Origin of the sequence: Streptomyces sp. NPDC017979 (assembly GCF_044328175.1) — a bacterium.
GTDB lineage: Bacteria > Actinomycetota > Actinomycetes > Streptomycetales > Streptomycetaceae > Streptomyces.
In genome coordinates this window covers 201697-222618 of the sequence record NZ_JBIRGU010000012.1, presented here as the reverse complement: position 1 = coordinate 222618, position 20922 = coordinate 201697, and the positions used below count along the sequence as shown (strand labels likewise).

The window sequence follows — 20922 nt, the reverse complement described above, 5'->3', positions numbered from 1 at the left end:
ATGGAGATCCTCACCGCGGTCGCCTTCGACGAGGTGCGCGCCGACTTCGACCGCGACCACCCCGTCGCCCGCGACCACGAGGCCAACACCAACCAGGACGCCGTGGACGCGCTCCTGCTGGCCGACCGGACCTTCGGCGGCTGGTCGAAGGTCCGGCTGCGCCACGAGGAACTGCGCACCGTGATGCTGCCGTGGCACCTGAGCGAAGGCGGGGAGCGCGAACTCGTGCCGCGCTCCGGCCGCACGATCGGTCAGGCCGCGGACCTGCTGCGGGCGCACCCGGCGGAGTTCGCCGCCGCCAACCCGGTCTGTCAGGCCAAGCTGGACCGCTTCCGCACCGGCCCGTTCACCTCCGTCTACCTCAGCGTCCGCGCGCTGCCGCACGGCGACTACGCGGACCTCCCCGCCGACGCGGCCCCGTACCACCTCGACGGGCTGCACCGGCTGCTCGCCTGGGAACTCTCGGGGCGGCTGGCCGAAGCGGGCGGGCTGACGGTCTTCATCGCCGGTGACCCCTCTCCGCTCGCGCACCCGGCCGCGGGCGACGGCGCGTCGCAAGCCACCACCGGAGGCCAACGCACATGACACCAGCCACACCCGCCACATCTGCTACATCAGCGCCAGCCGCATGTTCGTCCCTGCCCGACCTGCTCGTACGCAACTGCCTGGGCGCTCCGCAGCGCCCGGCCCTCAGCGACGGGGTCCGCTCCTTCGACCACCGTCTGCTGCTCGCCCTGGTCGACCGGGTCGCGGCCCGCCTCGCCGCACTCGGGACCGGCCGCGGCGACCGGGTGGCGCTGCTCGGCCCGCGGGACGCCCGGATGTGCGTCCTGCTCCACGGCGTGCTGCGCTCGGGCGCCACGGCCGTGCTCGTCGACCCCGGGTGGAGCCCCCGCGACGTGCGCCGTCGACTCGACTCCGTCGCGGTGGGCCGCGCCCTGACGAGCGCACCGGACGTACGCGCCCCCGAGCCGTACGAGAGCGAGTACGTCGACGTCGACGCGCTCGCCGCCGACGCAGCACGGACCGCCCCGACGGACCCGACCGACCCGGCCGACCGGACGGGGTTCGACGTGCCGTCACAGGCCCCGCGATGTGCGCCGGAGGACATCGCGTACCTGTCGTTCACCTCCGGGTCCAGCGGAGAGCCGAAGGCCGTCGCGGTCACCCACGCCAACGCCGTGCACTACGCGCTGGCGCTGCGCGACCGGCTGGGCTTCACCGAAGCGGACGCGCCCTGCGTCGCGCACGTCACCACCCTCGCCGCCGACCTCGGGCACACCTCCTGGTTGCTGGCGCTGGCGACCGCGGGCGAGGTGCACGTCGTCCCCGACGCTCGGACCCGCGACCCCGAGGCGTTCTGGACCGCGGTGCGCACCGCGGGGGTGTCCGTGCTCAAGACCACGCCGTCCCACCTCACGGCGCTGCTGGCAGGTCGGCCGGCGAATGCGCCCGCCCTCGGCACGGTCGTCCTCGGCGGCGAGGCGCTGCCCCGGGCGCTCGCCGCCGGCCTCCTCCAGGACGGGGTCGCCGCCCGGGTGGTCAACCACTACGGGCCGACGGAGACCACGGTGGGCGCCACCTGCTTCCTCGCCTCGTCGGTGGCCGACCTGCCCGCGGACGAGCCGACCGTGCCCATCGGGACCGCGATCGGCGACGTCGAGTTGCGGTTCGTCCCCGAGGGCACGGAGGGCGAGCTGTACATCGGCGGGCAGGGGGTGAGCGCCGGCTACTTCGGGCGTCCCGACGAGACGGCGCTGCGCTTCGTCCGCCGCCGGGGGCGGTTGACGTACCGCACGGGTGACGTGTGCCGGCGCCGGCCGGACGGGAACCTCGTCTTCGTCGGGCGCTCGGACCGTCAGGTCAAGGTCCGCGGCTTCCGGGTCGACCCGGTCGAGATCGAGCGCGCCATCGAGGAGTTCCCGGGGGTCGCGCAGTGCGCGGTGATCGTACGGGCCACTCCGGCGGGCAGTCAGCTGCTGGCCGCCGTACGCCTCGCGGGCGCGCGCGACGAGGGAGACGCGCTCACGGCGCTCACCGGTCATCTGCACGACCGGTTGCCGAGCTATTCGGTGCCGCAGCCGATCCTGGCGCTGCCCGACTTCCCGATCGGCGCCAACGGCAAGCTGGACCGGGAGCGCCTGGGCGCCGCGGTGTCCGAGCTGATCGAGTCGCGGGCCCGCACCGCGCGGCGCGAGTCCACCGCCCCCGAGGAGTCGGCGGACCGCTCAACGTCGCCGCTGGCGCACGCCATCGGCGAGCTGTGGGCGGACGCGCTCGGTCTTTCGCTGGTGGATCCGCACGCCGACGTGTTGAGTCTGGGCGGGGACTCCATCCTGGCGATGCGCACGATCGCGTTCCTGCGGCGCCGCGGCCACCGGGTCGCGTTCGAGGACTTCTACGAGCACCCGACGCCGGCGGGGCTGGCGTCGGTGGCCGCCTCCTCCAGCCGCTGCCCCCGGCCGCGGGCGGACCCGGCCACGGAACTCCGTCAGCTCGCGCCCGCGCAGCGATGGTTGCTGCGGCAGCCGGTGGACGACCCGCGGCACTGGAACCAGTCGGTGGTGTTGCGCTGCCGGCGGCGCGTGGACGCCCGGGCGCTGTCGACGGCGGTCACGGCCGTGCTGGAGCGGCACACCGCGCTGCGCCGCCCGCTCGGGCAGGACGGGCCCGGGCGGTTGCGGCCGGTGGACGAGCTCGACCCGGTCAGCCACTCCCGGCTGGCCGCCGACGACGGACCGGCGGAGGCGGTCGGGGCGATCTGCACCGAGCTGCACCGCAGTCTCGATCCGGAGGCCGGGCGCCTGTTGCGGGTGCACCTGTTCTCCGGTGCGCCCGGGGTGGACGACCGTTTGGCGCTGGTCGCGCACCACCTCGTCGTCGACGGACTGTCTTGGCGGATCCTCCTGGACGACCTGGCCGTCGCCTACCGGGCCGCGCTCCTCGGCAAGGGCCCCGACCTGCCGCCGACGGCGGACTTCTACGCCTGGGCCGCCGGGGCGCCGTCGGCCGCCGTCGAGCACCCGGCGGTCGCGCCCCGGCTGCCGGTGGACGACGCCACCGGCGGCACCGAGCCGGCGACCCTCGTGTGGTCGCTGGACGAGGCGGCGACGGGCCGGCTGGTGGAACGGCACGGCCGGGCCCAGGGGTTGGAGGCCCTGCTGCTCTCGGCGTTCGCCGAAGCCGTGTCGGAGTGGAGCGGCGAGGCGCGCCTCGGAGTGGAGGTGGAGACCCACGGCCGGGAGCTGAGCGGTGACGAGGGGCAGTACCTGGACACGGTCGGCTGGTTCACCGCCGTCAAGTGGCTGGGCGTCGACGCGACGGACGGCCCGCTGCGGATCGCGGACGTCGAGGACCTGGTGCGCGAGGCCCCCGAGATGCCGATGGACGTCGAAGGGGTGCGGCCCGAGGCGGGCTTCAACTTCCTGGGGACCTTCCGGCTGCCGGACGAGCCGTCCTTGGAGTGGACGGTCGCGGAAGAGCAGGCGGGAGCGGCCCGCTGCCCGAGCGGGGACTCGCTCTACCGGCTCCGTCTCACCGCCAGGATCGTGGCGAACCGGCTGGTGACGGACCTGGTGTACGCCTGGCCGCGGCTCTCCCACGACAGTGCGGAGCGGATCTTCGCCGCGTTCTCCCGTGCGGTGGCCGCCGCCGCTGACGCCGCGCCCGCGCGGTACGTCCGGGCGGAGGTGTCGACCTCCGGTCAGCTGCTGCACGCCGGCACCCCGACCGTGCGCGGCGAGTGGCGGGTGGCGCGCGAGCCGCTGCCGGTGTTGCTGACCGGCGCGACCGGATATCTCGGTGGGCACGTGCTCGGCGCGTTGGTGGAGCGCGGTGCGCGGGTGACGTGCCTGGTCCGCGGGGAGAGCGACGCGGCCGCGGTGCGCCGGCTCGACGTGGGGGCGTTGGCGGACGTGGTCGCCGGCGACATCACCGCCGAGGGCCTCGGCCTCTCCCCGGCCGGGCTCGCCCGGGCCCGTACCGCCCGGGTCGTGGTGCACGCCGCCGCGGACGTACGGCTGGTGGCCTCGCCCGTCGAGTTGGAGCGGACCAACAACGCCGGGGTGCGCCGGCTGCTCGACTGGATCGACGCCCACACCGCGGGCGCCGCCCTGCACCACGTCTCCACGCTGGCCGTTTCGGGCGGCGTGGAGGGCGTCGCGCGCCGGTTCAGCGAGGCCGACCTCCACATCGGGCAGGGCTTCCGCACCCCGTACGAGCGGGTGAAGTTCCGGGCCGAGGAGACCGTACGTGCCTGGGCGGCGACGGGCCGTCAGGTCTTCGTGCACCGCAGCGGTCACATCGCGGCCCACAGCCGCACCGGCGCCTTCCAGCGCAACGTCGGGGACAACCGGATCTATCAGACCGTCCGCGGGTACGTGCTGGCCGGTGCGGCGCCCAGCCGGCCGTCGACCACGTTCGAGTTCTCGCACGTGGACACGGTGGCCGCGGGCATCGCGGCGATCGCGACGCATCCGTACGCGGCGCCGGGCGTCCACCACGTCGAGACGCCGCACTCGGTGGCCCACGACGACCTGGTGCGGTGGATGGTCCGGCACGGCTATCCGATCCGGCTGGTGGACGACGCGGCCTTCGCCGCGGCACTGGCGCGGGCCGAGCAGCACCACCCGGCGATGGCCGGGCTCGCCTCGACCTGGTCCCAACTCGAAGACCGTCGGGTCGTCGTCGACAGCGCCTGGACCCAAGGCGTGCTCGACCGGCTCGGGGTGCGGTTCGTCGAACCGAGCGCCGAGTGGTGGTCGGCCGCGCTGTCGTGGGCGACGGACGTCGGCTTCCTCCCGGCCTCGGTCCCCTCCTCCACCTGAAGCCCTCGAAGACCTCGCAGCCTTCGAAGGTCACGAAAGCCCGAAGCTCCCGAAAGCCCGAAGACCACCGAGCCCACTGAAACACCCTGCTCCCTTGAAGAAGTCAGGAAGTGAATTCATGCCCAAGCTCTCCCCGGTGCTCAAGCAGGCCACGCCGGTGCTCGCCACCCGTGGTGCGGGGATGTACCTCTACGACGCCGACGACCGTCGCTATCTGGACTTCACCGCCGGCGTCGGCGTGACCAGCACCGGCCACTGCCACCCCCGGATCGTCGAGGCCGTGCAGCAGCAGGCCGGGCGGCTGATCCACGGGCAGTACACGACCGTGCTGCACGACCAGTTGCTCACCCTCACCGACCGCCTCGGCGAGGTGCTGCCCGCCGCACTGGACTCGCTGTTCTACGTGAACTCGGGCAGCGAGGCGGTGGAGGCGGCACTCCGGCTCGCCCGGCAGGCCACCGGCCGGCAGAACGTCATCGTCTTCGACGGGTCCTTCCACGGACGGACCATGGGGGCGGCGGCGCTGACCACCGCCGGCACCCGGTTCCGCGCCGGGATCGGCCCGCTGATGCCCGGCGTCGCGGTGGCCCCCTTCCCGAACGCGTTCCGGCTCGGGCTGAGCGAGGACGCCGCCGTCGAGCACGCTCTGCGCGGGCTCGACCACGTGCTGGCGACCGTCAGCTCCCCCGCCGAGACGGCCGCGCTGTTCGTCGAACCCGTGCTGGGCGAGGGGGGTTACGTTCCCGCGCCGGACGGCTTCCTCGCGGGGCTGCGGGAGCGCGCCGACCGGCACGGCATGCTGCTGGTGGTCGACGAGATCCAGACGGGCTTCGGCCGTACGGGCGCGTTCTGGGCGTACCAGCACTCCCCCGATGTCGTCCCCGACGTGGTGATCACCGCGAAGGGCCTGGCCAGCGGTTTCCCGCTGTCCGCGATCGCCGCTCCGACGGAGCTCATGAGCCGGGCCTGGCCGGGCTCGCAGGGCGGTACGTACGGGGGCAACGCCGTGGCCTGTGCCGCGGCGCTCGCCACGCTCGACGTCATCCGTGACGAGGGGCTGGTGGCCAACGCCGCCGAGCAGGGGCGCCGGCTGCTGGACGGGCTGCGCAAGACCGCGGCCGACGCGCCCGCGGTCGTCGACGTGCGCGGGCTCGGGCTGATGGCCGCCAGCGAGTTCGCGCACCCCGACGGCTCCCCCGACGCCGCCACCGCCCAGCGTGTCCAGCGGGCCTGCGCGGAGCGCGGGCTGCTGTTGTTGACCTGCGGCGTGCACGGCAACGTCGTCCGGATGATCCCGGCGCTGATCGTCACGGCCGAGCAGATCGACGAGGCGCTCGCGCTGTGGTCGACGGCCGTCGCATCGGCGACCGAGTGAGCCGGCACCCCGGCACGCGCACGTGTGCACCTGCACCACCTGTGAGAGGAGTGATCGCACCATGACCGGAGCCACCATCGGAGACGTCGGGTGGACCAGCGAGTACCTGGAGTCCACGCCGGGCGTGTGGTCGTCGTCGGTGTCCGACGAGGACCGGCGGCTGCTGTGGGCCGACGCGAGTGCGCAGCGCCGGGACGCGGGCGCAGCGGCGCACGCCGCCGTGCGCGGGTTCATCAAGAGCAGCCTGGACGCCGTGGGGTTCGTGAACGTACGCAACCTCATGTCGCCCGACGCGTCCGATGCGGAGCTGACCGCCGCCCTGACGTACCTCCTCGCGGACGTCGGCAGCCCCATCGAGCAGAACGCCCGCGGGGACCTGTGGACCGTGCTGCGGGACCGCGACGGCGACGGGGCCACCACGCTCGGCTTCCACTGCGACACCTGCGACCTGCTGTGTCTGCTGTGCCTCCAGCCGGCCGCGGACGGCGGCGGCGTCACCAAGCTGGCCAGCGCTCGGCACGTGCAGGACATCATCGAACGCGAACGGCCGGACGTGCTGGAGCTGTTGCGGCAGGACTGGACGTTCGACCGGACCGGGAGGGCGGGCGAGCAGATCGTCGTCAGCCCCATCCTGTTCACCCAGGACGACGGAACGGTCGGCTGCTACTACCAGACGCGCACGGTGCGTTCGTCCGCGGAGCTCGACGCGCGGCGGCTCGACGCGCTCGACTTCCTCGACGAGGTGCTGTACCGGCCGGAGATCGCCTTCGGGCTGCACCTGGGGGCGGGCGATCTGCTGATGATCCGCAACAGCCGGGTTCTGCACGGGCGTTCGCCGTACGTCGACTCCCCGGGCCCGCTGGCCCGTCGGATGCTGCGCGCCTGGATGGCCGAGCGATGAGCGAGCAGGCACCGGAGCGCACGAAGATCGGCCTGGTCACCGGTGGCGGCAGCGGGCTGGGCCGGGCGGCGGCCCTCGCGCTGCTCGCCGACGGCTGGTCGCTGGCGCTGGCCGGACGGCGCGAGGAGACCCTGGCGGAGACGGTGGCGCTGTCCGGCGCCGGCCCCGACCGGGTGATCGCGGTGCCCACCGACATCAGCGATCCGGCGCAGGTCACGGCGCTCTTCGCGGCCGTGCGGACGCACTTCGGCCGGCTGGACCTGCTGTTCAACAACGCGGGTGCGGCGGTGCCGCGCCGACCGGTCCCGGAGGTGGACTTCGCCGACTGGAGCCGGGTGATGGGCACCACCGTCACGGGCACCTTCCTCTGTGCGCAGGAGGCGTTCCGCACGATGCGCGACCAGTCGCCCCAGGGCGGCCGGATCATCAACAACGGTGCGCCGTCCGCCCATGCGCCGCGTCCGCACGCCATCGCCTACACCACGGCCAAGCACGCGGTGCTCGGTCTGACCCGGGCCCTGTCACTGGACGGCCGTCCGTACCGGATCGCGTGCGGTCAGATCGACGTGGGCAACGTGACGCCCGTCGACGGCAGTCCACAGCCGGCCGCGATGCAGGCGGACGGGTCGCGGGCGGTGGAGGCGACGATCCCGGTGGCGCGCTTCACCGAGTCGCTGCTGCTGATGGCGTCCATGCCGCTCGACACCAACGTGCAGTTCCTGACGGTGCTGCCGACGACGATGCCGTACGTCGGGCGGGGGTGAGTCGCGCTCCTTCGGCGGTCCGTGGGCGGTGCCGACATCCGGCACCGCCCACGCGCAGTTGTTGGGGTACATTGATCGAGCACTAGACCAATGTTCTAGAGACACGATCGCCGTACGGGTGCAGATCGCGCTGCCCCGCCCGTCGCATCGCACAGGAGGAACCCGTGAAGCTGGTCATCTTCGGCGCCAACGGACCGACCGGACGCCTGGCGACCCAACAGGCGCTCGCCGAGGGCCACTCAGTGACCGCCGTGACGCGTCGGCCGGAGGCGTTCCCGCTCAGCGACGCGCGGCTGCGGGTGACGGGAGCTGACGTCCTGGACGCAACGGCGGTGGGCCGCGCGGTCGCCGGTCAGGACGCGGTCATCTCCACCGTGGGCACGTCGTACACCAAGGAGCCCGTGACCTTGTACTCACAGGGCACCGCGAACGTCATAGCGGCGATGGAGGCGCACGGCGTACGACGGCTGGTGTGCGTCAGCTCCATCGGGGCCAACTACGTGGACGCCCCCGGGGAGTCCCTCGTCTTCCGCAAGGTGATCGTGCCGCTGCTGCTCAAGATGGGGCGCACGCTGTACGACGACACGGGTCGGATGGAGGACCTGGTGCGCGCCTGCGAACTGGACTGGACGATCGTGCGCCCCTCCGGCCTCTTCGACGCCGATCGGACCACGGACTACGTCGTCTGCCGCGCACGGCACCCCGGCTGGTTCACCTCGCGCCGGGACCTCGCGGACGCCCTCGTGCGGGAGGCGGTCGACGACCGCAGCGTCCGCTCCGCCGTCGAGGTCATCACCACCGAGGGCACCCCGCGCTACGTGAAGGTCTTCCTCAAGGAGGCGCTGGGGGTCGGCAGCGGCCGGTGAGCCCGCGGTCGACCGGCTGCCCGGGCTCCAGGGGTGCCGGGTAGGGTGGGCCGCACGGGTCCGCCGAGAGGTGGTGGACCGGCTGGTTCGTTGTTTTGGGTGGAGGTGTGGTGTGTTGCTGAAGGGCAAGGTCCTGCGGTTCGACGAGATCCGTGGATATGGGTTCATCGCTCCCGACGACGGGGGCGACGACGTGTTCATGCACGCGAACGACCTGGTGGACGAGAAGTACCTCTACCACGACGGCAGCGTCGTGGAGTTCTTCCTGGAGCACGGCGAGAAGGGGCCCAAGGCGTCCCAGATCCGGCTCATCCACCAGTCCACCGCGCGCAAGCTCCCGCGGACGGCCCCCGAGTCGCGCTCCCACGACATGGCGGCCACGTTCCGCAGCGAGTCCGACCACGAGGGCGACAGCGCGGCCGACTTCAGCGTCGAGCTGACGGACGCGCTCCTCGGCTGCTCGGACACGCTGACGTCCCTGCAGATCAAGCAGGTGCGCGCGTGCGTGCTCGCGATGGCCAGGAGCCGTGGCTGGGTGGCGTCGCCGTAAGACGGCGCGACGGCTGTGCAAGGGCCCGGTCGGCTCCCCGTCAAGGCGGAGCCGACCGGGCCCTCGTCGTACGGGCGGCACCTGGCGGCGCCGCTGCGGCATCACATGTTGATCATGTGCCCGGCCAGGCCGTGGATCGCTTCCTTGACCGCTTCGCCGAGCGTGGGGTGGGCGTGCACGTTGCGCGCCACCTCGTGGACGGTGAGGTCCCACTGTTGGGCGAGCGTCAACTCCGGGAGCAGTTCGGTGACTTCGGGGCCGATCAGATGGGCGCCCAGGATCTCCCCGTAGCGGTCGTCGCTGATGACCTTCACGAAGCCGACGGGGTGCCCCAGACCGTGCGCCTTGCCATTGGCGGTGAAGGGGAACTTGGCCACCTTGACGTCGAAGCCGCGCTCCCGGGCCTGCGCCTCGGTCCAACCGAAGCTGGCGATCTGCGGCTGGCAGTACGTGGCCCGCGGGATCATCACGTAGTCCAGTTCCATGGTCTCCGTGTCCGCGATGGTCTCGGCGGCCACCACGCCCATGGACTCCGCCGCGTGCGCCAGCATCAGCTTCGCCGTGACGTCGCCGATGGCGTAGATGTGCGGCACGCTGGTGCGGCAGCGGCCGTCCACGTCGACGGCGCCGCGCTCGGTGAGCCGCACGCCGGTGTTCTCCAGCCCGTAGCCGGCGACGTTCGGCGCGAAGCCGATGGCCTGGAGCACCTTGTCGGCCTCCAGCACCTGGCGCTCGCCGCCCTTGGCGACGGTGACCCGCACGCGTTCGCCGGAGTCGTCGATCGCCTCCACGGCCGTGCCGGTGAGGACCTTGATGCCGAGCTTGCGGTAGTGCTTGGCCAGTTCCTTGGAGACCTCCTCGTCCTCCAGCGGGACGAGGCGGTCGAGGAACTCCACGATCGTCACGTCCACGCCGTAGCTGCGCAGGACGTACGCGAACTCGACCCCGATGGCGCCCGCGCCGGCGATGACGATGCTGCCCGGCAGCGTCTCGCTGAGGATCTGGCTCTCGAAGGTGACCACCCGCTCCGACAGCGCGGTGCCGGGCAGCAGCCGCGGGCTGGCGCCCGTCGCGACGATGCAGTGGCCGAAGGTCACCGTCTCGGTGCCGCCGTCCGTGAGGGCGACGGTCAGGGTGTGGTCGTCGACGAACGTTCCCCGGCCGTCGAACTGGGTGATGGCGTTCTTCTTCATCAGGTAGTGGACGCCCTTGACGCGCCCGTCGGCGACCTTGCGGCTGCGCTGGAACGCGGGGCCGTAGTCCACCGTGACCCGGCCGCCGGTGGAGATGCCGTAGTCGGCCGCCTCCCCCGTGACGAACTGCACCATCTCGGCGTTGCGCAGCAGCGCCTTGGAGGGGATGCAGCCGACGTTGAGGCAGATGCCGCCCCAGTAGCGCTCCTCGACGACGGCGGTCGAGAGGCCGAGTTGCGTGCTGCGCACCGCGGCGGTGTAGCCGCCGGGTCCCGCTCCCAGCACGAGGACGTCAAAGTGTTGGCTCACACCAGCACCCTCGCCAGGCCCGGGCCGGCGCGCAAGCGCATCGACGCGGCATGCGTTGTGATCTCCCCCTCACCGGGCGCGCTCGCTGGTCCGGTCGGGTGACGGCCGGGGACTGAGGAGCGGGTGCGCAACCCCGTCGCAACGTCGCGGCCGGTTCACTGGGCGGCTCACCGCGGGGAGCTTCCGGTTCCCCGTGGGCGGCCCCGTCCTGGGCCGGCGTTGCTCGGGCGGGGACTCGGGCCGGTGACCTCCCACGACCTCCGGGGCGGTCACCGGAACGCGGACCGGGCCCCGGAGCGGAGTCGGCGCCGCTCCGCGGCCCGGTTCCGCGGTGCTTCGGACGTCACGGTTGCAGGCTGCTGACGACCTCGGCCGTGGCCGCGACGCCTTCGTGGATCGTCGGCGCCATGCTGGTGCCCGCGAGGAAGAAGCCCAGCAGCGCGCAGACCAGGGCGTGGGAGAACTTCAGTCCGCCGTTGCGCAGGAAGATCACCGCCAGCACCACCAGGAGCAGCACCACCGAAATCGAAATGGCCATCGCCAACCGCCTTCATTACGCCGGATTTGTGGCATTCGGCGGTCAGTCTGGCGCAGCGGGGCAGGGCGGAGGCGCCGTGGCGTGTCCGCCGTACGAGTGGTGTGCCCGTAGCCGCCGTTTCCCTCCGGGTGCGGTGGACTCTGCGGCCCGGTGGACACCAACGCAGCCGGAGGGAAACGGCGGCTACGTCCAACGCACAGGAACGCGCACGAGACTCTACGGACGCAGGTGGCGGGCGTGGTGACCGCCATGGACTCCGCAGGCCGGCGCGATCAGCCGTCGTGGTCGTGGGCGCGCAAGAAGCGCTCCAGGCCCGCCAGGTCGTCGGTGTTCAGGTGGTCGACGCCGGCGGCGAGCAGTTCGGCCCACAGGGCGTCCCGGGCCGGGCCGGGGGCGTCGGGCGTCGCCCAGAACCGGATCCGCCGCCCCTGCTGGTGGGCCGCCGCCGCCAGCGCGTGCAGCCGGGCGCGTTCGGCGGGCGGGAAGGGGCCGACGCCCTGCCAGCCGAAGTTCTGGTTCCAGTTGCTGGAGATCAGCGGGACGAAGGAGGCGGGGGCTGCCGCGCCGAGGTCGTCGAGGCGGCCGTCGTAGGCGGCGTACCGCTGCCGTTGCGCCTCCATCGGCGCGCGGGCCGCCCGGTCGCCGGAGACGACGGGAGTGATCACGCCGGGATACGTGCGGCCGTTCGACCAGCGGGTCAGCATCCTCCGGTACGCCCGCAGTTGGCGGTCGAGTTCGAGGTAGCAGGCGACGCCGTCGGCCTTGATGTCGACGAGCAGTTGGACCGGGCGGCGGTGGCCCCGGTAGACGTCGCCGTGGTTCGCCCGGACCCGGGCGAGCAGCGGGTCCAGGTAGAGGGAGCGCAGGGTGCGCGCGGGGTCGAGTTCGGCGGGCGTGTGTGCCACCAGCAGGTCGCCGTCCACCAGGAAGACGTCGGCCTCCAGGCTGGTGAAGCCGTGTGCGAGCGCGTCGTGCAGGGGGCGCGGGTGGAGGTAGTCGTTGTGTGCGTGGGCACGGCGCAGCGGGCGGGTGCGCGGGGGTTGCCCGCCGCGGCCTGGGCGTTCGGCGGCCTTGGCGAGCGTCGGGACGGCGACGCTCGCGGCGAGCGCTCCGGCGAGGGTTCCGACGGCACGGCGACGGGTGGTCGGCACGGTGGACCTCCGGTTCGATGGCGATCGACGGGACGGGAGGGACACCCGAGTATGTGCGGCGGCGGACCGTCGGCGGGAGGGGCGGCGAAGAGTTCAACGGCCGGTCACCGAAGGCTCATCCGCGATCTTCCTGCCGGGCCGACCGCGCAGGGCGCTGCCGGCCCTCGTCGCGCCCTCCTCAGGTCCGCGCCGGGCCCTTCGGGCGGTCCGCCACCTCGTCCCAGCGCACCGTGCGGTCGCACCAGCGCTCCAGCAGAGTGCGGTCGTGGCCCACGGTGAGCAGCCCCGCCCCGCTCTCGCTGCGGTACGCCTCGACGACCGCGACGAGCGCGGCGGTGGTGGAGGCGTCCAGCATGGCGGTCATCTCGTCGCACACCAGCCAGCGCGGGCGCAGCACCAGCGCCCGTGCCAGACAGGCGCGTTGGAGTTGGCCGTCGCTCACCTCGTGGGGGCGCCGGCGCAGCAGCTCGTCGGTGAGGCCGACCGCGGCGGTGAGCTCCGGCAGCCGCCCGGCCACCTCGGCGCGCCGGCCGGTGGCGCGCAGGGGTTCGGCGATGAGGTCGTGCAGCGAGAGCCGAGGGTCGGCGGAGAGCCGGGGTTGCTGGAAGACGACGCCGACGGCGGTGCGCAGTTCGCGGGGTGCGCGGTGGCGCCAGCCGCGGACCTCCTCGCCGTCGATGACGACCCGGCCGGCGCGCGGTGGGTGCAGCAGGGCCGCGACCTTGGCGAGGGTGGACTTCCCGCAGCCGCTGGGGCCGAGGAGTCCGACGGCCTCGCCGGGGGCGATGGTCAGGGACGCGTCGCGCACCGCGGGCGCGGCCCGGTCGTACCCGGCGGTGACGGAGTGCAGTTCAAGCACGGTGGGCCTCCTTCGTCAGCAGGTCGGCCGGGTGGTGGCAGGCGATGCCGGCGGCGAAGGCGGGGCGCAGGTGGCACTGCTCGGTGGCGCGCTCGCAGCGGGGTGCGAAGGCGCAGCCTTCGGGCAGGTCGCCCAGTTCGGGCGGGAGCCCGGGGACGGGGGCGAAGTCGCGTTCGGGGAGCGCGGCGAGCAGCCCTCTGGCGTACGGGTGGCGGGGCCCGGCGGGGCCGAAGAAGGTGTCGGCGTCGGTGAGTTCGACGATGCGGCCGGCGTACATCACGGCGACCCGGTCGGCGATGCGCTCCGCCGCGGCCAGGTCGTGGGTGATCATCAGCAGGGCGCGGCCGGAGGCGCTGTCGTCGACGTGGCGGCGCAGTTCGTCGACGGTGCGCTCGACCAGGTCGCGGTCGAGTCCGGTGGTGGGTTCGTCGGCGAGCAGCAGCGGGGCGTCGCCGATGAGGGCGAGCGCGGTCGCGGCGCGCTGGGCGAGTCCGCCGGAGAGCTCGTGCGGATAGCGGTCGAGGTGGTCGGCGGGGAAGGCGGCCCGCTCGGCTGCTGCGACGGCGGCCGCCCGGGCCTGCTTGCGCGGCGTCTTGGCCAGCGCCCGCAGGGTCTCTTCGATCTGGGCGCCCACGGTCCGCACCGGGGTCAGATGGGCGGCCGGGCTCTGCGGCACGAGGCCGATGAGCCGTCCGCGCACGGTGCGGGCGAGGGTGCGTTCGTCGGCGCCGAGGAGTTCGACGTCGCCGACGGTTGCGGTGCCCGCCGTCTGGGCGTTGCCGGGCAGCAGGCCGAGCAGCGCGGAGGCGAGGACGGACTTGCCGCAGCCGCTCTCCCCCACCAGCGCCAGGCACTCCCCCGCCGCGAGGTCGAAGCTCGCGGAGCTGACGGCGGCGATGTGGCGCCCGCCGCGCATCCGGAAGCGTACGGAGAGGTCACGTACCGACAGCACGGTGCTCACAGCATCAGCTCCGATCGACGGCGCGGGTTGATCCGTTCCCGCCAGGCGCCGGCGAGCCCGGCGATGGCGAGGGTGGGGACGATCAGGAAGAGCCCGGGGAAGAGGGTGGGCCACCAGTCGCCGGCGAGCAGGGAGCTACGGGCGCTCTGGACGAGGTTGCCGAGGCTGGCCTGGTGGCTGGGGAGCCCGAGGCCGAGGAAGGAGAGCGCGGACTCGTGCCACATGGCGTGCGGCACCATCAGCACCGCGGCGAGCCCGGCCTGCGGCAGCACGCCCGGCACCAGGTGGCGCACGGTGACCCGCCAGCGCGACGCACCCCCGGAGATCGCCGCGTCGACGTAGGGGCGGGAGCGCAGCGAGAGCACTTCGGAGCGGACGATGCGGGCGGTGGAGAGCCAGTGGGTGAGCGCGACGGACGCGATCACCGGCCACACCCTGGGGCGGAACATCGCCACGATGAAGATGCCGAGCAGCAGGTGCGGCACCGAGGAGAAGGTGTCCACCAGCCGCATCACGACCCGGTCGACCCAGCCGCCGAAGGCCGCTGCGGCAGCGCCCACCAGGGTGCCCACGACGGTGGCGACGAGGGCGGCGACGAGACCGACCAGCAGGGAGATCCGCAGGCCGTAGATGCAGCGCAGCAGCAGGTCGCGGCCGACGTCGTCGGTGCCGAAGGGGTGGGCGAGCGAGGGCGGTTGCAGCTTCTGCGAGAGGTCGACGGCCTGTTCGTCGAGTTGCACGATCGGCGGTACGACCAGGACGGCCAGCACCACGGCGGCGACGATCACCGCGGAGACGGTGACGCGGACGGTGCGGGTGGAGCGGCGGGTGCGTCCGTGGGAACGCCAGACGAGCTCAGCCATCGAAGCCCACTCTCGGGTCGGCCAGTCCGTACAGCAGGTCGGAGAGGAGGTTGCCGAGCAGCACGGCGGCGGTGGCCAGCACCGTGAGGGCGGCGAGCAGGGCGAAGTCGACCGAGGTGGCGGCCTCGACGGTGGCGGCGGCGATCCCGGGCCAGCTGAAGACGGTCTCGACCAGCAGGGCGCCGGTGATCAGTTCGGGGACCCGGGAGCCGATGAGGGTGAGCATGGGCAGCATCCCGGAGCGCAGGGCGTGGCCGAGGACGACGGACCGCTCGCCGAGGCCGCGGGCGCGGGCGCCGCGGACGGGGTCCTCGTCGAGTGCGTCGCCGACGCCCTGGCGCACGTACAGGTAGAACCAGGGCATCTGGGAGATCCCGAGGACGGCCGCGGGCAGCACCAGGTGGGTGGCGACCTGGTCGGCGGTGACGACGTCGCTGGCGGTGTCGGTGAGCCCGCCGGCGGGCAGCACGCCGAGTTTCAGGGAGAAGAACCAGATCGCGAGGAGCCCGAGCCAGAAGGCGGGCGCGGCTTCGAGGGTGTACGCGACGGAGCTGACCGTGCGGTCGAGCCAGCCGCCGCGGTTGCGGGCGGCCAGCACGCCGAGGGCGGTGCCGAGGACCACGGCGAACGCGAATGCGGTGGCGGCCAGCAGGAGGGACCAGCCGACGCGTTCGCCGATGGCGTCGGCGACGGGCTGGCGCAGCACGGTGGAGTTGCCCAGGTCGCCCTGGAGGGCGGCGGTGAGCCAGTTCCACCAGCGGGAGACGAGGGGTTGGTCGACGCCGAGGTTGGCGCGTATCTGGTCCAGGTTCTCCTGGGTGGCGGTCAGTCCGGCGGTGCCGGCGTACGCCTTGACCGGGTCGAAGGGGGAGGCGGCGGCGACGGCGAAGACGCCGAAGGTCACCACGAGCAGGACCGGAACGGCGAACAGGGCCCGGCGGCCCGCCATGCGGGCCATCGGACCCCAGGGGATGCGGCGCCCCGTGCGGGGTGCCGCATCCTCCTCGGTGAGGGCCGTCGTCACTTCTTCGGCTTCCAGTCCTCGACGTTCCACCAGGGGCCGGAGGCCAGGCCGTGCTCGTGCGGCTCGACCTGGGTGCTCAGCCCGTCCCAGGCGTCGTTGACGACGTAGACGTGGTCGATGTGGGTGAGGAAGGTGTAGCCCGGGTTCTTCTGGAGCTCGCGCTGCACGGTGTCGTACGCGGCCTTGCGCACCGCGGGGTCGCCGCTCTGCCGGCCCTGGACGAGCGCCTGGTCCACGGTCGGGTTGGCGTACCAGGCCATGTTGTTGAAGCCGTCGCCGGCGAGCGAGGAGGTCAGCAGCAGGTACTGGTCGTAGTCGGGGTCCGCGGGCGAGCCGCCGCCGGCGAGGACGGCGTCCTGCTTCATCCGGGGCTCGATGACCTCCCAGGTGCCGGCCTGGGTCTTGATCGAGATGCCGGCCTTCTTGGCGTCGGACGCGTAGGCGAGCGCGTGGTCCTGGCGCAGCTTGTCGCCGGCGGGGTACCAGAGCGGGAACTCGGCCCGTACGCCGTCCTTGACCCGGACGCCGTCGCCGCCGGGGAGCCAGCCGGCGTCGTTGAGGATCTTCTTCGCCGCGTCGAGGTCGTGGGTGCGCTCGGTGCCCTTGGTGAACCACGGGCTGTCGGTGGGCACGGGCCCGTACGCGGGCTTGCCGGCGCCTTCGAGGATCTGGTCGACCATGGCCTTGCGGTCGACGGCGACGTCGAGGGCGCGGCGCACGGCGAGGTCGCCGGTCACCTTGTTGTGGGTGGGCAGCGTCACCGTGCGGTAGTCGTACGTGGTGGCGGTGTGGGTCTTCTTGCCCTTGTCGCCCTTGAAGCCCTCGGCCAGGTTCGGCGGGAGGATGGCGCCGTCGAGGTCGCCGGCGCGCAGCCGGGTGGCGCGCACGTCGTCGTCCTTGATGACGGCCATGGTGAACTTCTTCACCTCGGGTGCGCCGCCCCAGTACTTCGGGTTCGCCTTGAAGGTGATCTTCTCGCCGCGGGACCAGTCCGCGAGGACGTACGGTCCGGTGCCGACGGGCTTGGTGGTGAAGGCGCCGGTGTTGACGTCCTGGCCGGCGAGCGCGTGCTCGGGGACGATCGGGTGGACGGTCCGCTGGGCGAACGGTGCGTACGGGTACTTCAGGGTGAAGACCACGGTGTCGTCGCCGGTGGCCCGGACGTCCTTGAGGGCGTCGAGCTCCGACTTGGACGGGTTGTTCGTCTTCGGGTCGAGGACGGTCTGGTAGGTGAAGACCACGTCCTTCGCGGTGAGCGGCTTGCCGTCGCTGAAGGTGACGCCCTTGCGCAGGGTGTACGTGTAGGTGAGCCGGTCCGCGCTGACGTCCGGGAGCTTCGCGGCGAGCGCCGGCTGGAGCTTCATGTCCGCGCCGAGGGCGAGCAGGCCGTCGAAGAGCTTGGAGTTGCCGTCCTTGCCGAAGCCGAGCAGCGGGCTCAGGCTCTCGGGCTCGGTGGCGATGCCGACGACGGCGGAGTCCTTGCCGCCCTTGCCCGACGAGCCACTGTCGGGGTTGGAGCAGGCGGCGGCGCCCGCGGTGAGCGCGGCGGCCAGGGCGACGGTCGTCACCCTGCGTGCACGGTTGCTGGAACGGGCCGGACGGACCGGTCGTGCTGACGGGACGGACACGACACCCACACCCCTAATAAAGATCACCTGTTGTTGCGAACGCCTCGCAATTAAACAGTATGTAAAGGGCACTGGGTACTGGGACCCCTGACGTGCGGAAGGCCGGGGCGCGGGCAGGTCGACGAGCACGGCCGGGGCGTCGCGGTGGGCCCCGGGCGAACCGGGCGCGATCGGCGCCGACTTGGCCCGCTTGAGGTGCGGGTGCACGGGGTGTCCCCAGGCCGGGCCGGTGCCGGCGTGCCGTTGGACACACTCCTCGGCGGCGGGCACTGCGGCGTGGGAGGCGTACATCTGGGCGCCGGCGACGGCCCGGCGGGATCCGGCGGACGCTCGATCAGGGGTTCTTGGGGCGGGCCCGGACGTGCATCCGCTCCCCCTGCGGGCCGAACAGGCTCAGGAACTCCACCGGCTCGTCGCCGGCCGCGCCGAACCAGTGCGGCACCCGGGTGTCGAACTCGGCCGCCTCCCCCGGCTCCAGGATCACGTCGTGCTCGCCGAGGACCAGCCGCAGCCGCCCGGAGAGCACGTACAGCCACTCGTACCCCTCGTGGGTGCGCGGCTCGGGCTCGCCGGGGTCGGGCCGGTGGACCACCTTGTACGCCTGGAGGCCGCCGGGGCGGCGGGTGAGCGGCCACAGGGTGCGCACGCCGCGGACGATGGGCTTGGCGCGCACCCGCGGGTCGGTGACCGGGGGCGCGCCGACCAGTTCGTCCAGGGGCAGCCGGTGGGCGCGGGCGATCGGCAGGAGCAGTTCGAGACTGGGGCGGCGCCCGCCGGACTCCAGTCGGGACAGGGTGCTCACGGAGATGCCGGTGGCTTCGGAGAGGGCTTCGAGGGTGGCCCCGCGCTCCCGTCTGATGCGGCGCAGCCGTGGGCCCACCTCGTTCAACACGTCTCCGATGCCGGGCACCTGATCGCCGTCCCGCTCTCCGTCAGCCATGGGTCCATTGCAAAAGCAGCAAACGCCCTTTGTCAATGCGCGCGGTGGTGACAGGTCCGCCGACGGCGCTGGGCGCGAGTGAAGGCTGTGGAACGGGGCACGTTGTACGCGTCCGTCGCCCGGCAGCCGAGGGAGTTGGGCAAGATCGCGGTACGGAACGCGATCGAGGCCGCCGGGGACGGTGACGTACCCGGCGAGGTCAAGGTCCCGGTGCAAGTCGACACGGCGCGCAACGTCGCCGGCGCGACTGCTCCGGGCCATCGGAGGGAGAACGATGCACGTCCATGAACTGCTGGTCGTGGGGTCGGCCAACGCCGACCTGGTGATCGGTGTGGAGCGGCGGCCGAGCGCCGGGGAGACCGTGCTCGGCTCACCGCTCGCCGTCTATCCGGGCGGCAAGGGCGCCAACCAGGCGGTGGCCGCGGCCCGTCTCGGCGCCCGTACGGCCCTGCTCGCGCGGGTCGGGGACGACGAGCACGGGCGGCTGCTGCTCGCCTCCCAGCGGGCGGCGGGCGTGGACGTCGACGGGGTGCTCGTCGGCGGCGGGCCCACCGGGGTCGCGCTGATCACCGTGGACCACTCGGGGGACAACAGCATCGTGGTGTCACCCGGCGCGAACGCGCTGCTCTCCCCGGCCGACGTGCGCGCATCAGCGCCCCTGGTGCGCGGGGCGCGGGTGGTGTCGACGCAGTTGGAGATCCCGCTGGACGCGGTCGTCGAGACCGTGCGCACGCTCGGCCCCGGGACCCGTCTCGTCCTCAACCCCTCGCCGCCCGCCGCCCTGCCGGCCGAGGTCCTGGCGGCCTGCGACCCGCTCGTCGTCAACGAGCACGAGGCCCGGGTGCTGCTGGGCCCGAGCGCCGGGGGCGAGCCGCGGGACTGGGTCCTCGGGCTGATGTCGCTGGGGCCGCGGTCGGTGGTGGTCACCCTGGGGTCGGCGGGCGCGATCATCGCCGACGGCCGCGCGGAGGTCTGTGCCCGGGTCGACAGCCCGCGGGTGACCGCCGTCGACACCACGGGGGCCGGCGACGCCTTCACCGCCGCACTGGCGTGGCGGCTCGGTCTCGGCGAGGAGCTCGCCGCGGCGGCCGGCTACGCGGTGCGGGTGGGTTCGGCGGCGGTCACCCGCCGCGGCGCCCAGGACTCGTACCCGACCCCGGACCAACTGCCGGCGGCCTGACGCCGTCCCGTACGCCCGGCGGCGCGGCCCTTCAGCCGTGCAGTGCCCGGTCGGCGATGACCGCGTCGATGACGCGGCGGTGGCCTTCGGCCTCGGCCGCGTCGTCGACGCCCGCGACCGCTCCGGACCCTTCGGCCTCGACGAGCGTCGCGAGGCAGATGAGGGCCTTCCACAGGGCCCAGCCGCGGGCCCGGGCCCACATGGCTCCGTCCTGGTCCACGGTGCTCCGGAAGGCGTCCCGGCTCGCGCCGGAGAACAGCGTCCAGGCGATCACCAGGTCGCAGGCCGGGTCCCCGACGCCGGAGGTGCCGAAGTCGATGACGGCGGCGAGCTTGCCGTCCTTGATCAGCAGGTTGTTGACGGCGAAGTCGCCGTGGAACCACACCGGCCGCCCGCGCCACGGCGAGTCCAGCGCCTCCTGCCACACCGCGGCGGCCCGCTCGGTGTCGACGCGGCCGGTGAGCGCGGCGAGCGCGCGGCGGGTCTCGTCGTCGTAATGCGCCGGCGGCGCACCACGGTGGAAGCTGTGCCGGCCCGCCGCGGGGCCGTCGCCCGCGTCGACGGACTGGAGCGCGAGCAGGAACTCGCCGACGGCCACCGCGAAGTCGGGCAGGTGGTCGATGCGCCCGGGGCGGGCGACCTCGCCGTCCAGCCAGCCGCGGACCGACCAGTGGTACGGATAGCCCTCGCCCGGCGCCCCCTGCGCCACGATCGGCGGGATCGGCACGGGCAGCTCCGGCGCGAGCACCGGCAGCCACGTCGTCTCCTTGGGGATCGCCAGGGCGTACTGCTCGGCCGTGGGGAGCCGTACGGTCATCTCGTCGCCGAGTCGGTACGTCCGGTTGTCCCAGCCGTCGAGTCGGACCGGCGTCACGGCGAGTTCACGCCACTGCGGGAACTGGGCGGCGATCAGCCGGCGCACCAGGGCGGCGTCGATGCCGGCGCGGCCGTCGCCGGGGAACGGTTCGGGCGTACGGGATGCAGAGATCATCCG

At 73.3% G+C, this 20922-nt stretch carries 18 protein-coding genes and 1 pseudogene; 9 read left to right on the top strand and 10 right to left on the bottom strand.

The window, feature by feature from the left end; genetic code table 11:
• From ACH4E8_RS27560 to ACH4E8_RS27530, 7 genes are all read left to right on the top strand, one after another.
• Nucleotides 1–585 carry a DUF6309 family protein gene (locus ACH4E8_RS27560; protein ID WP_398452967.1) on the top strand — a complete coding sequence of 195 codons (585 nt, stop codon included), beginning with the start codon at nucleotides 1–3 and terminating at the stop codon, nucleotides 583–585.
• On the top strand, nucleotides 582–4826 hold the full coding sequence (locus ACH4E8_RS27555; RefSeq protein ID WP_398452964.1) for an AMP-binding protein: 4245 nt from the start codon (nucleotides 582–584) through the stop codon (nucleotides 4824–4826). The genes ACH4E8_RS27560 and ACH4E8_RS27555 overlap by 4 nt, the downstream gene beginning before the upstream one ends.
• Nucleotides 4827–4944: 118 nt before the next feature.
• On the top strand, nucleotides 4945–6201 hold the full coding sequence (locus ACH4E8_RS27550; RefSeq protein WP_398452961.1) for an aspartate aminotransferase family protein: 1257 nt from the start codon (nucleotides 4945–4947) through the stop codon (nucleotides 6199–6201).
• Nucleotides 6202–6262: 61 nt separating this feature from the next.
• Nucleotides 6263–7102, top strand: a complete 840-nt coding sequence (locus tag ACH4E8_RS27545; RefSeq protein ID WP_398452958.1) for a TauD/TfdA family dioxygenase — start codon at nucleotides 6263–6265, stop codon at nucleotides 7100–7102.
• Nucleotides 7099–7866: an SDR family oxidoreductase gene (locus tag ACH4E8_RS27540; RefSeq protein ID WP_398452955.1), complete on the top strand. Its 768-nt coding sequence runs from the start codon at nucleotides 7099–7101 to the stop codon at nucleotides 7864–7866. Before ACH4E8_RS27545 ends, ACH4E8_RS27540 begins: the two co-directional genes overlap by 4 nt.
• A gap of 164 nt (nucleotides 7867–8030) precedes the next feature.
• Nucleotides 8031–8732 (top strand): NAD(P)-dependent oxidoreductase, encoded by a 702-nt coding sequence (locus ACH4E8_RS27535; RefSeq protein WP_398452952.1) that lies wholly within the window; start codon nucleotides 8031–8033, stop codon nucleotides 8730–8732.
• Between the two features lie 112 nt (nucleotides 8733–8844).
• On the top strand, nucleotides 8845–9282 hold the full coding sequence (locus ACH4E8_RS27530) for a cold-shock protein (protein WP_398452949.1): 438 nt from the start codon (nucleotides 8845–8847) through the stop codon (nucleotides 9280–9282).
• A gap of 101 nt (nucleotides 9283–9383) precedes the next feature.
• On the opposite strand, the gene lpdA is transcribed toward ACH4E8_RS27530, so the two are convergent.
• The 9 genes from lpdA to ACH4E8_RS27485 form a co-directional block, all read right to left on the bottom strand.
• Nucleotides 9384–10784 (bottom strand): dihydrolipoyl dehydrogenase, encoded by a 1401-nt coding sequence (lpdA, locus tag ACH4E8_RS27525; RefSeq protein WP_398452946.1) that lies wholly within the window; start codon nucleotides 10782–10784, stop codon nucleotides 9384–9386.
• Nucleotides 10785–11127: 343 nt separating this feature from the next.
• The gene (locus ACH4E8_RS27520; RefSeq protein WP_361546311.1) at nucleotides 11128–11322 is read right to left on the bottom strand and encodes a hypothetical protein; all 195 of its coding nucleotides are present in this window, start codon (nucleotides 11320–11322) and stop codon (nucleotides 11128–11130) included.
• Between the two features lie 272 nt (nucleotides 11323–11594).
• The gene (locus ACH4E8_RS27515) at nucleotides 11595–12473 is read right to left on the bottom strand and encodes a phosphatidylinositol-specific phospholipase C/glycerophosphodiester phosphodiesterase family protein (RefSeq protein WP_398452943.1); all 879 of its coding nucleotides are present in this window, start codon (nucleotides 12471–12473) and stop codon (nucleotides 11595–11597) included.
• Between the two features lie 178 nt (nucleotides 12474–12651).
• Nucleotides 12652–13332: an ABC transporter ATP-binding protein gene (locus tag ACH4E8_RS27510; RefSeq protein ID WP_398452941.1), complete on the bottom strand. Its 681-nt coding sequence runs from the start codon at nucleotides 13330–13332 to the stop codon at nucleotides 12652–12654.
• Entirely contained in the window at nucleotides 13325–14248 is a 924-nt protein-coding gene (locus tag ACH4E8_RS27505; protein WP_398453027.1) for an ABC transporter ATP-binding protein, read from the bottom strand. Before ACH4E8_RS27505 ends, ACH4E8_RS27510 begins: the two co-directional genes overlap by 8 nt.
• A gap of 41 nt (nucleotides 14249–14289) precedes the next feature.
• A complete protein-coding gene (locus ACH4E8_RS27500; RefSeq protein ID WP_398452938.1) occupies nucleotides 14290–15156 on the bottom strand; it encodes an ABC transporter permease in 867 nt (288 codons plus the stop codon).
• Nucleotides 15149–16114, bottom strand: coding sequence for an ABC transporter permease (locus ACH4E8_RS27495; RefSeq protein ID WP_398453024.1), 966 nt, complete (start codon nucleotides 16112–16114; stop codon nucleotides 15149–15151). Before ACH4E8_RS27495 ends, ACH4E8_RS27500 begins: the two co-directional genes overlap by 8 nt.
• Before the next feature lie 62 nt (nucleotides 16115–16176).
• Nucleotides 16177–17748, bottom strand: coding sequence for an ABC transporter substrate-binding protein (locus ACH4E8_RS27490; RefSeq protein WP_398452936.1), 1572 nt, complete (start codon nucleotides 17746–17748; stop codon nucleotides 16177–16179).
• A 394-nt stretch (nucleotides 17749–18142) separates the two neighbouring features.
• Nucleotides 18143–18748 (bottom strand): helix-turn-helix domain-containing protein, encoded by a 606-nt coding sequence (locus tag ACH4E8_RS27485; protein WP_398452934.1) that lies wholly within the window; start codon nucleotides 18746–18748, stop codon nucleotides 18143–18145.
• A 78-nt stretch (nucleotides 18749–18826) separates the two neighbouring features.
• Between ACH4E8_RS27485 and ACH4E8_RS27480 the strand changes: the two are divergent.
• Both ACH4E8_RS27480 and ACH4E8_RS27475 read left to right on the top strand, forming a co-directional pair.
• Nucleotides 18827–19036, top strand: a pseudogene (locus tag ACH4E8_RS27480) (hypothetical protein); the annotation flags it as partial.
• The gene (locus ACH4E8_RS27475) at nucleotides 19023–19928 is read left to right on the top strand and encodes a ribokinase (protein WP_398452931.1); all 906 of its coding nucleotides are present in this window, start codon (nucleotides 19023–19025) and stop codon (nucleotides 19926–19928) included. The pseudogene ACH4E8_RS27480 and the gene ACH4E8_RS27475, both read left to right, overlap by 14 nt.
• Before the next feature lie 31 nt (nucleotides 19929–19959).
• Here the strand turns inward: ACH4E8_RS27475 and ACH4E8_RS27470 are convergent, their stop codons facing one another.
• Nucleotides 19960–20919, bottom strand: coding sequence for an aminoglycoside phosphotransferase family protein (locus tag ACH4E8_RS27470; protein ID WP_398452929.1), 960 nt, complete (start codon nucleotides 20917–20919; stop codon nucleotides 19960–19962).
• Nucleotides 20920–20922: the final 3 nt, after the last annotated feature.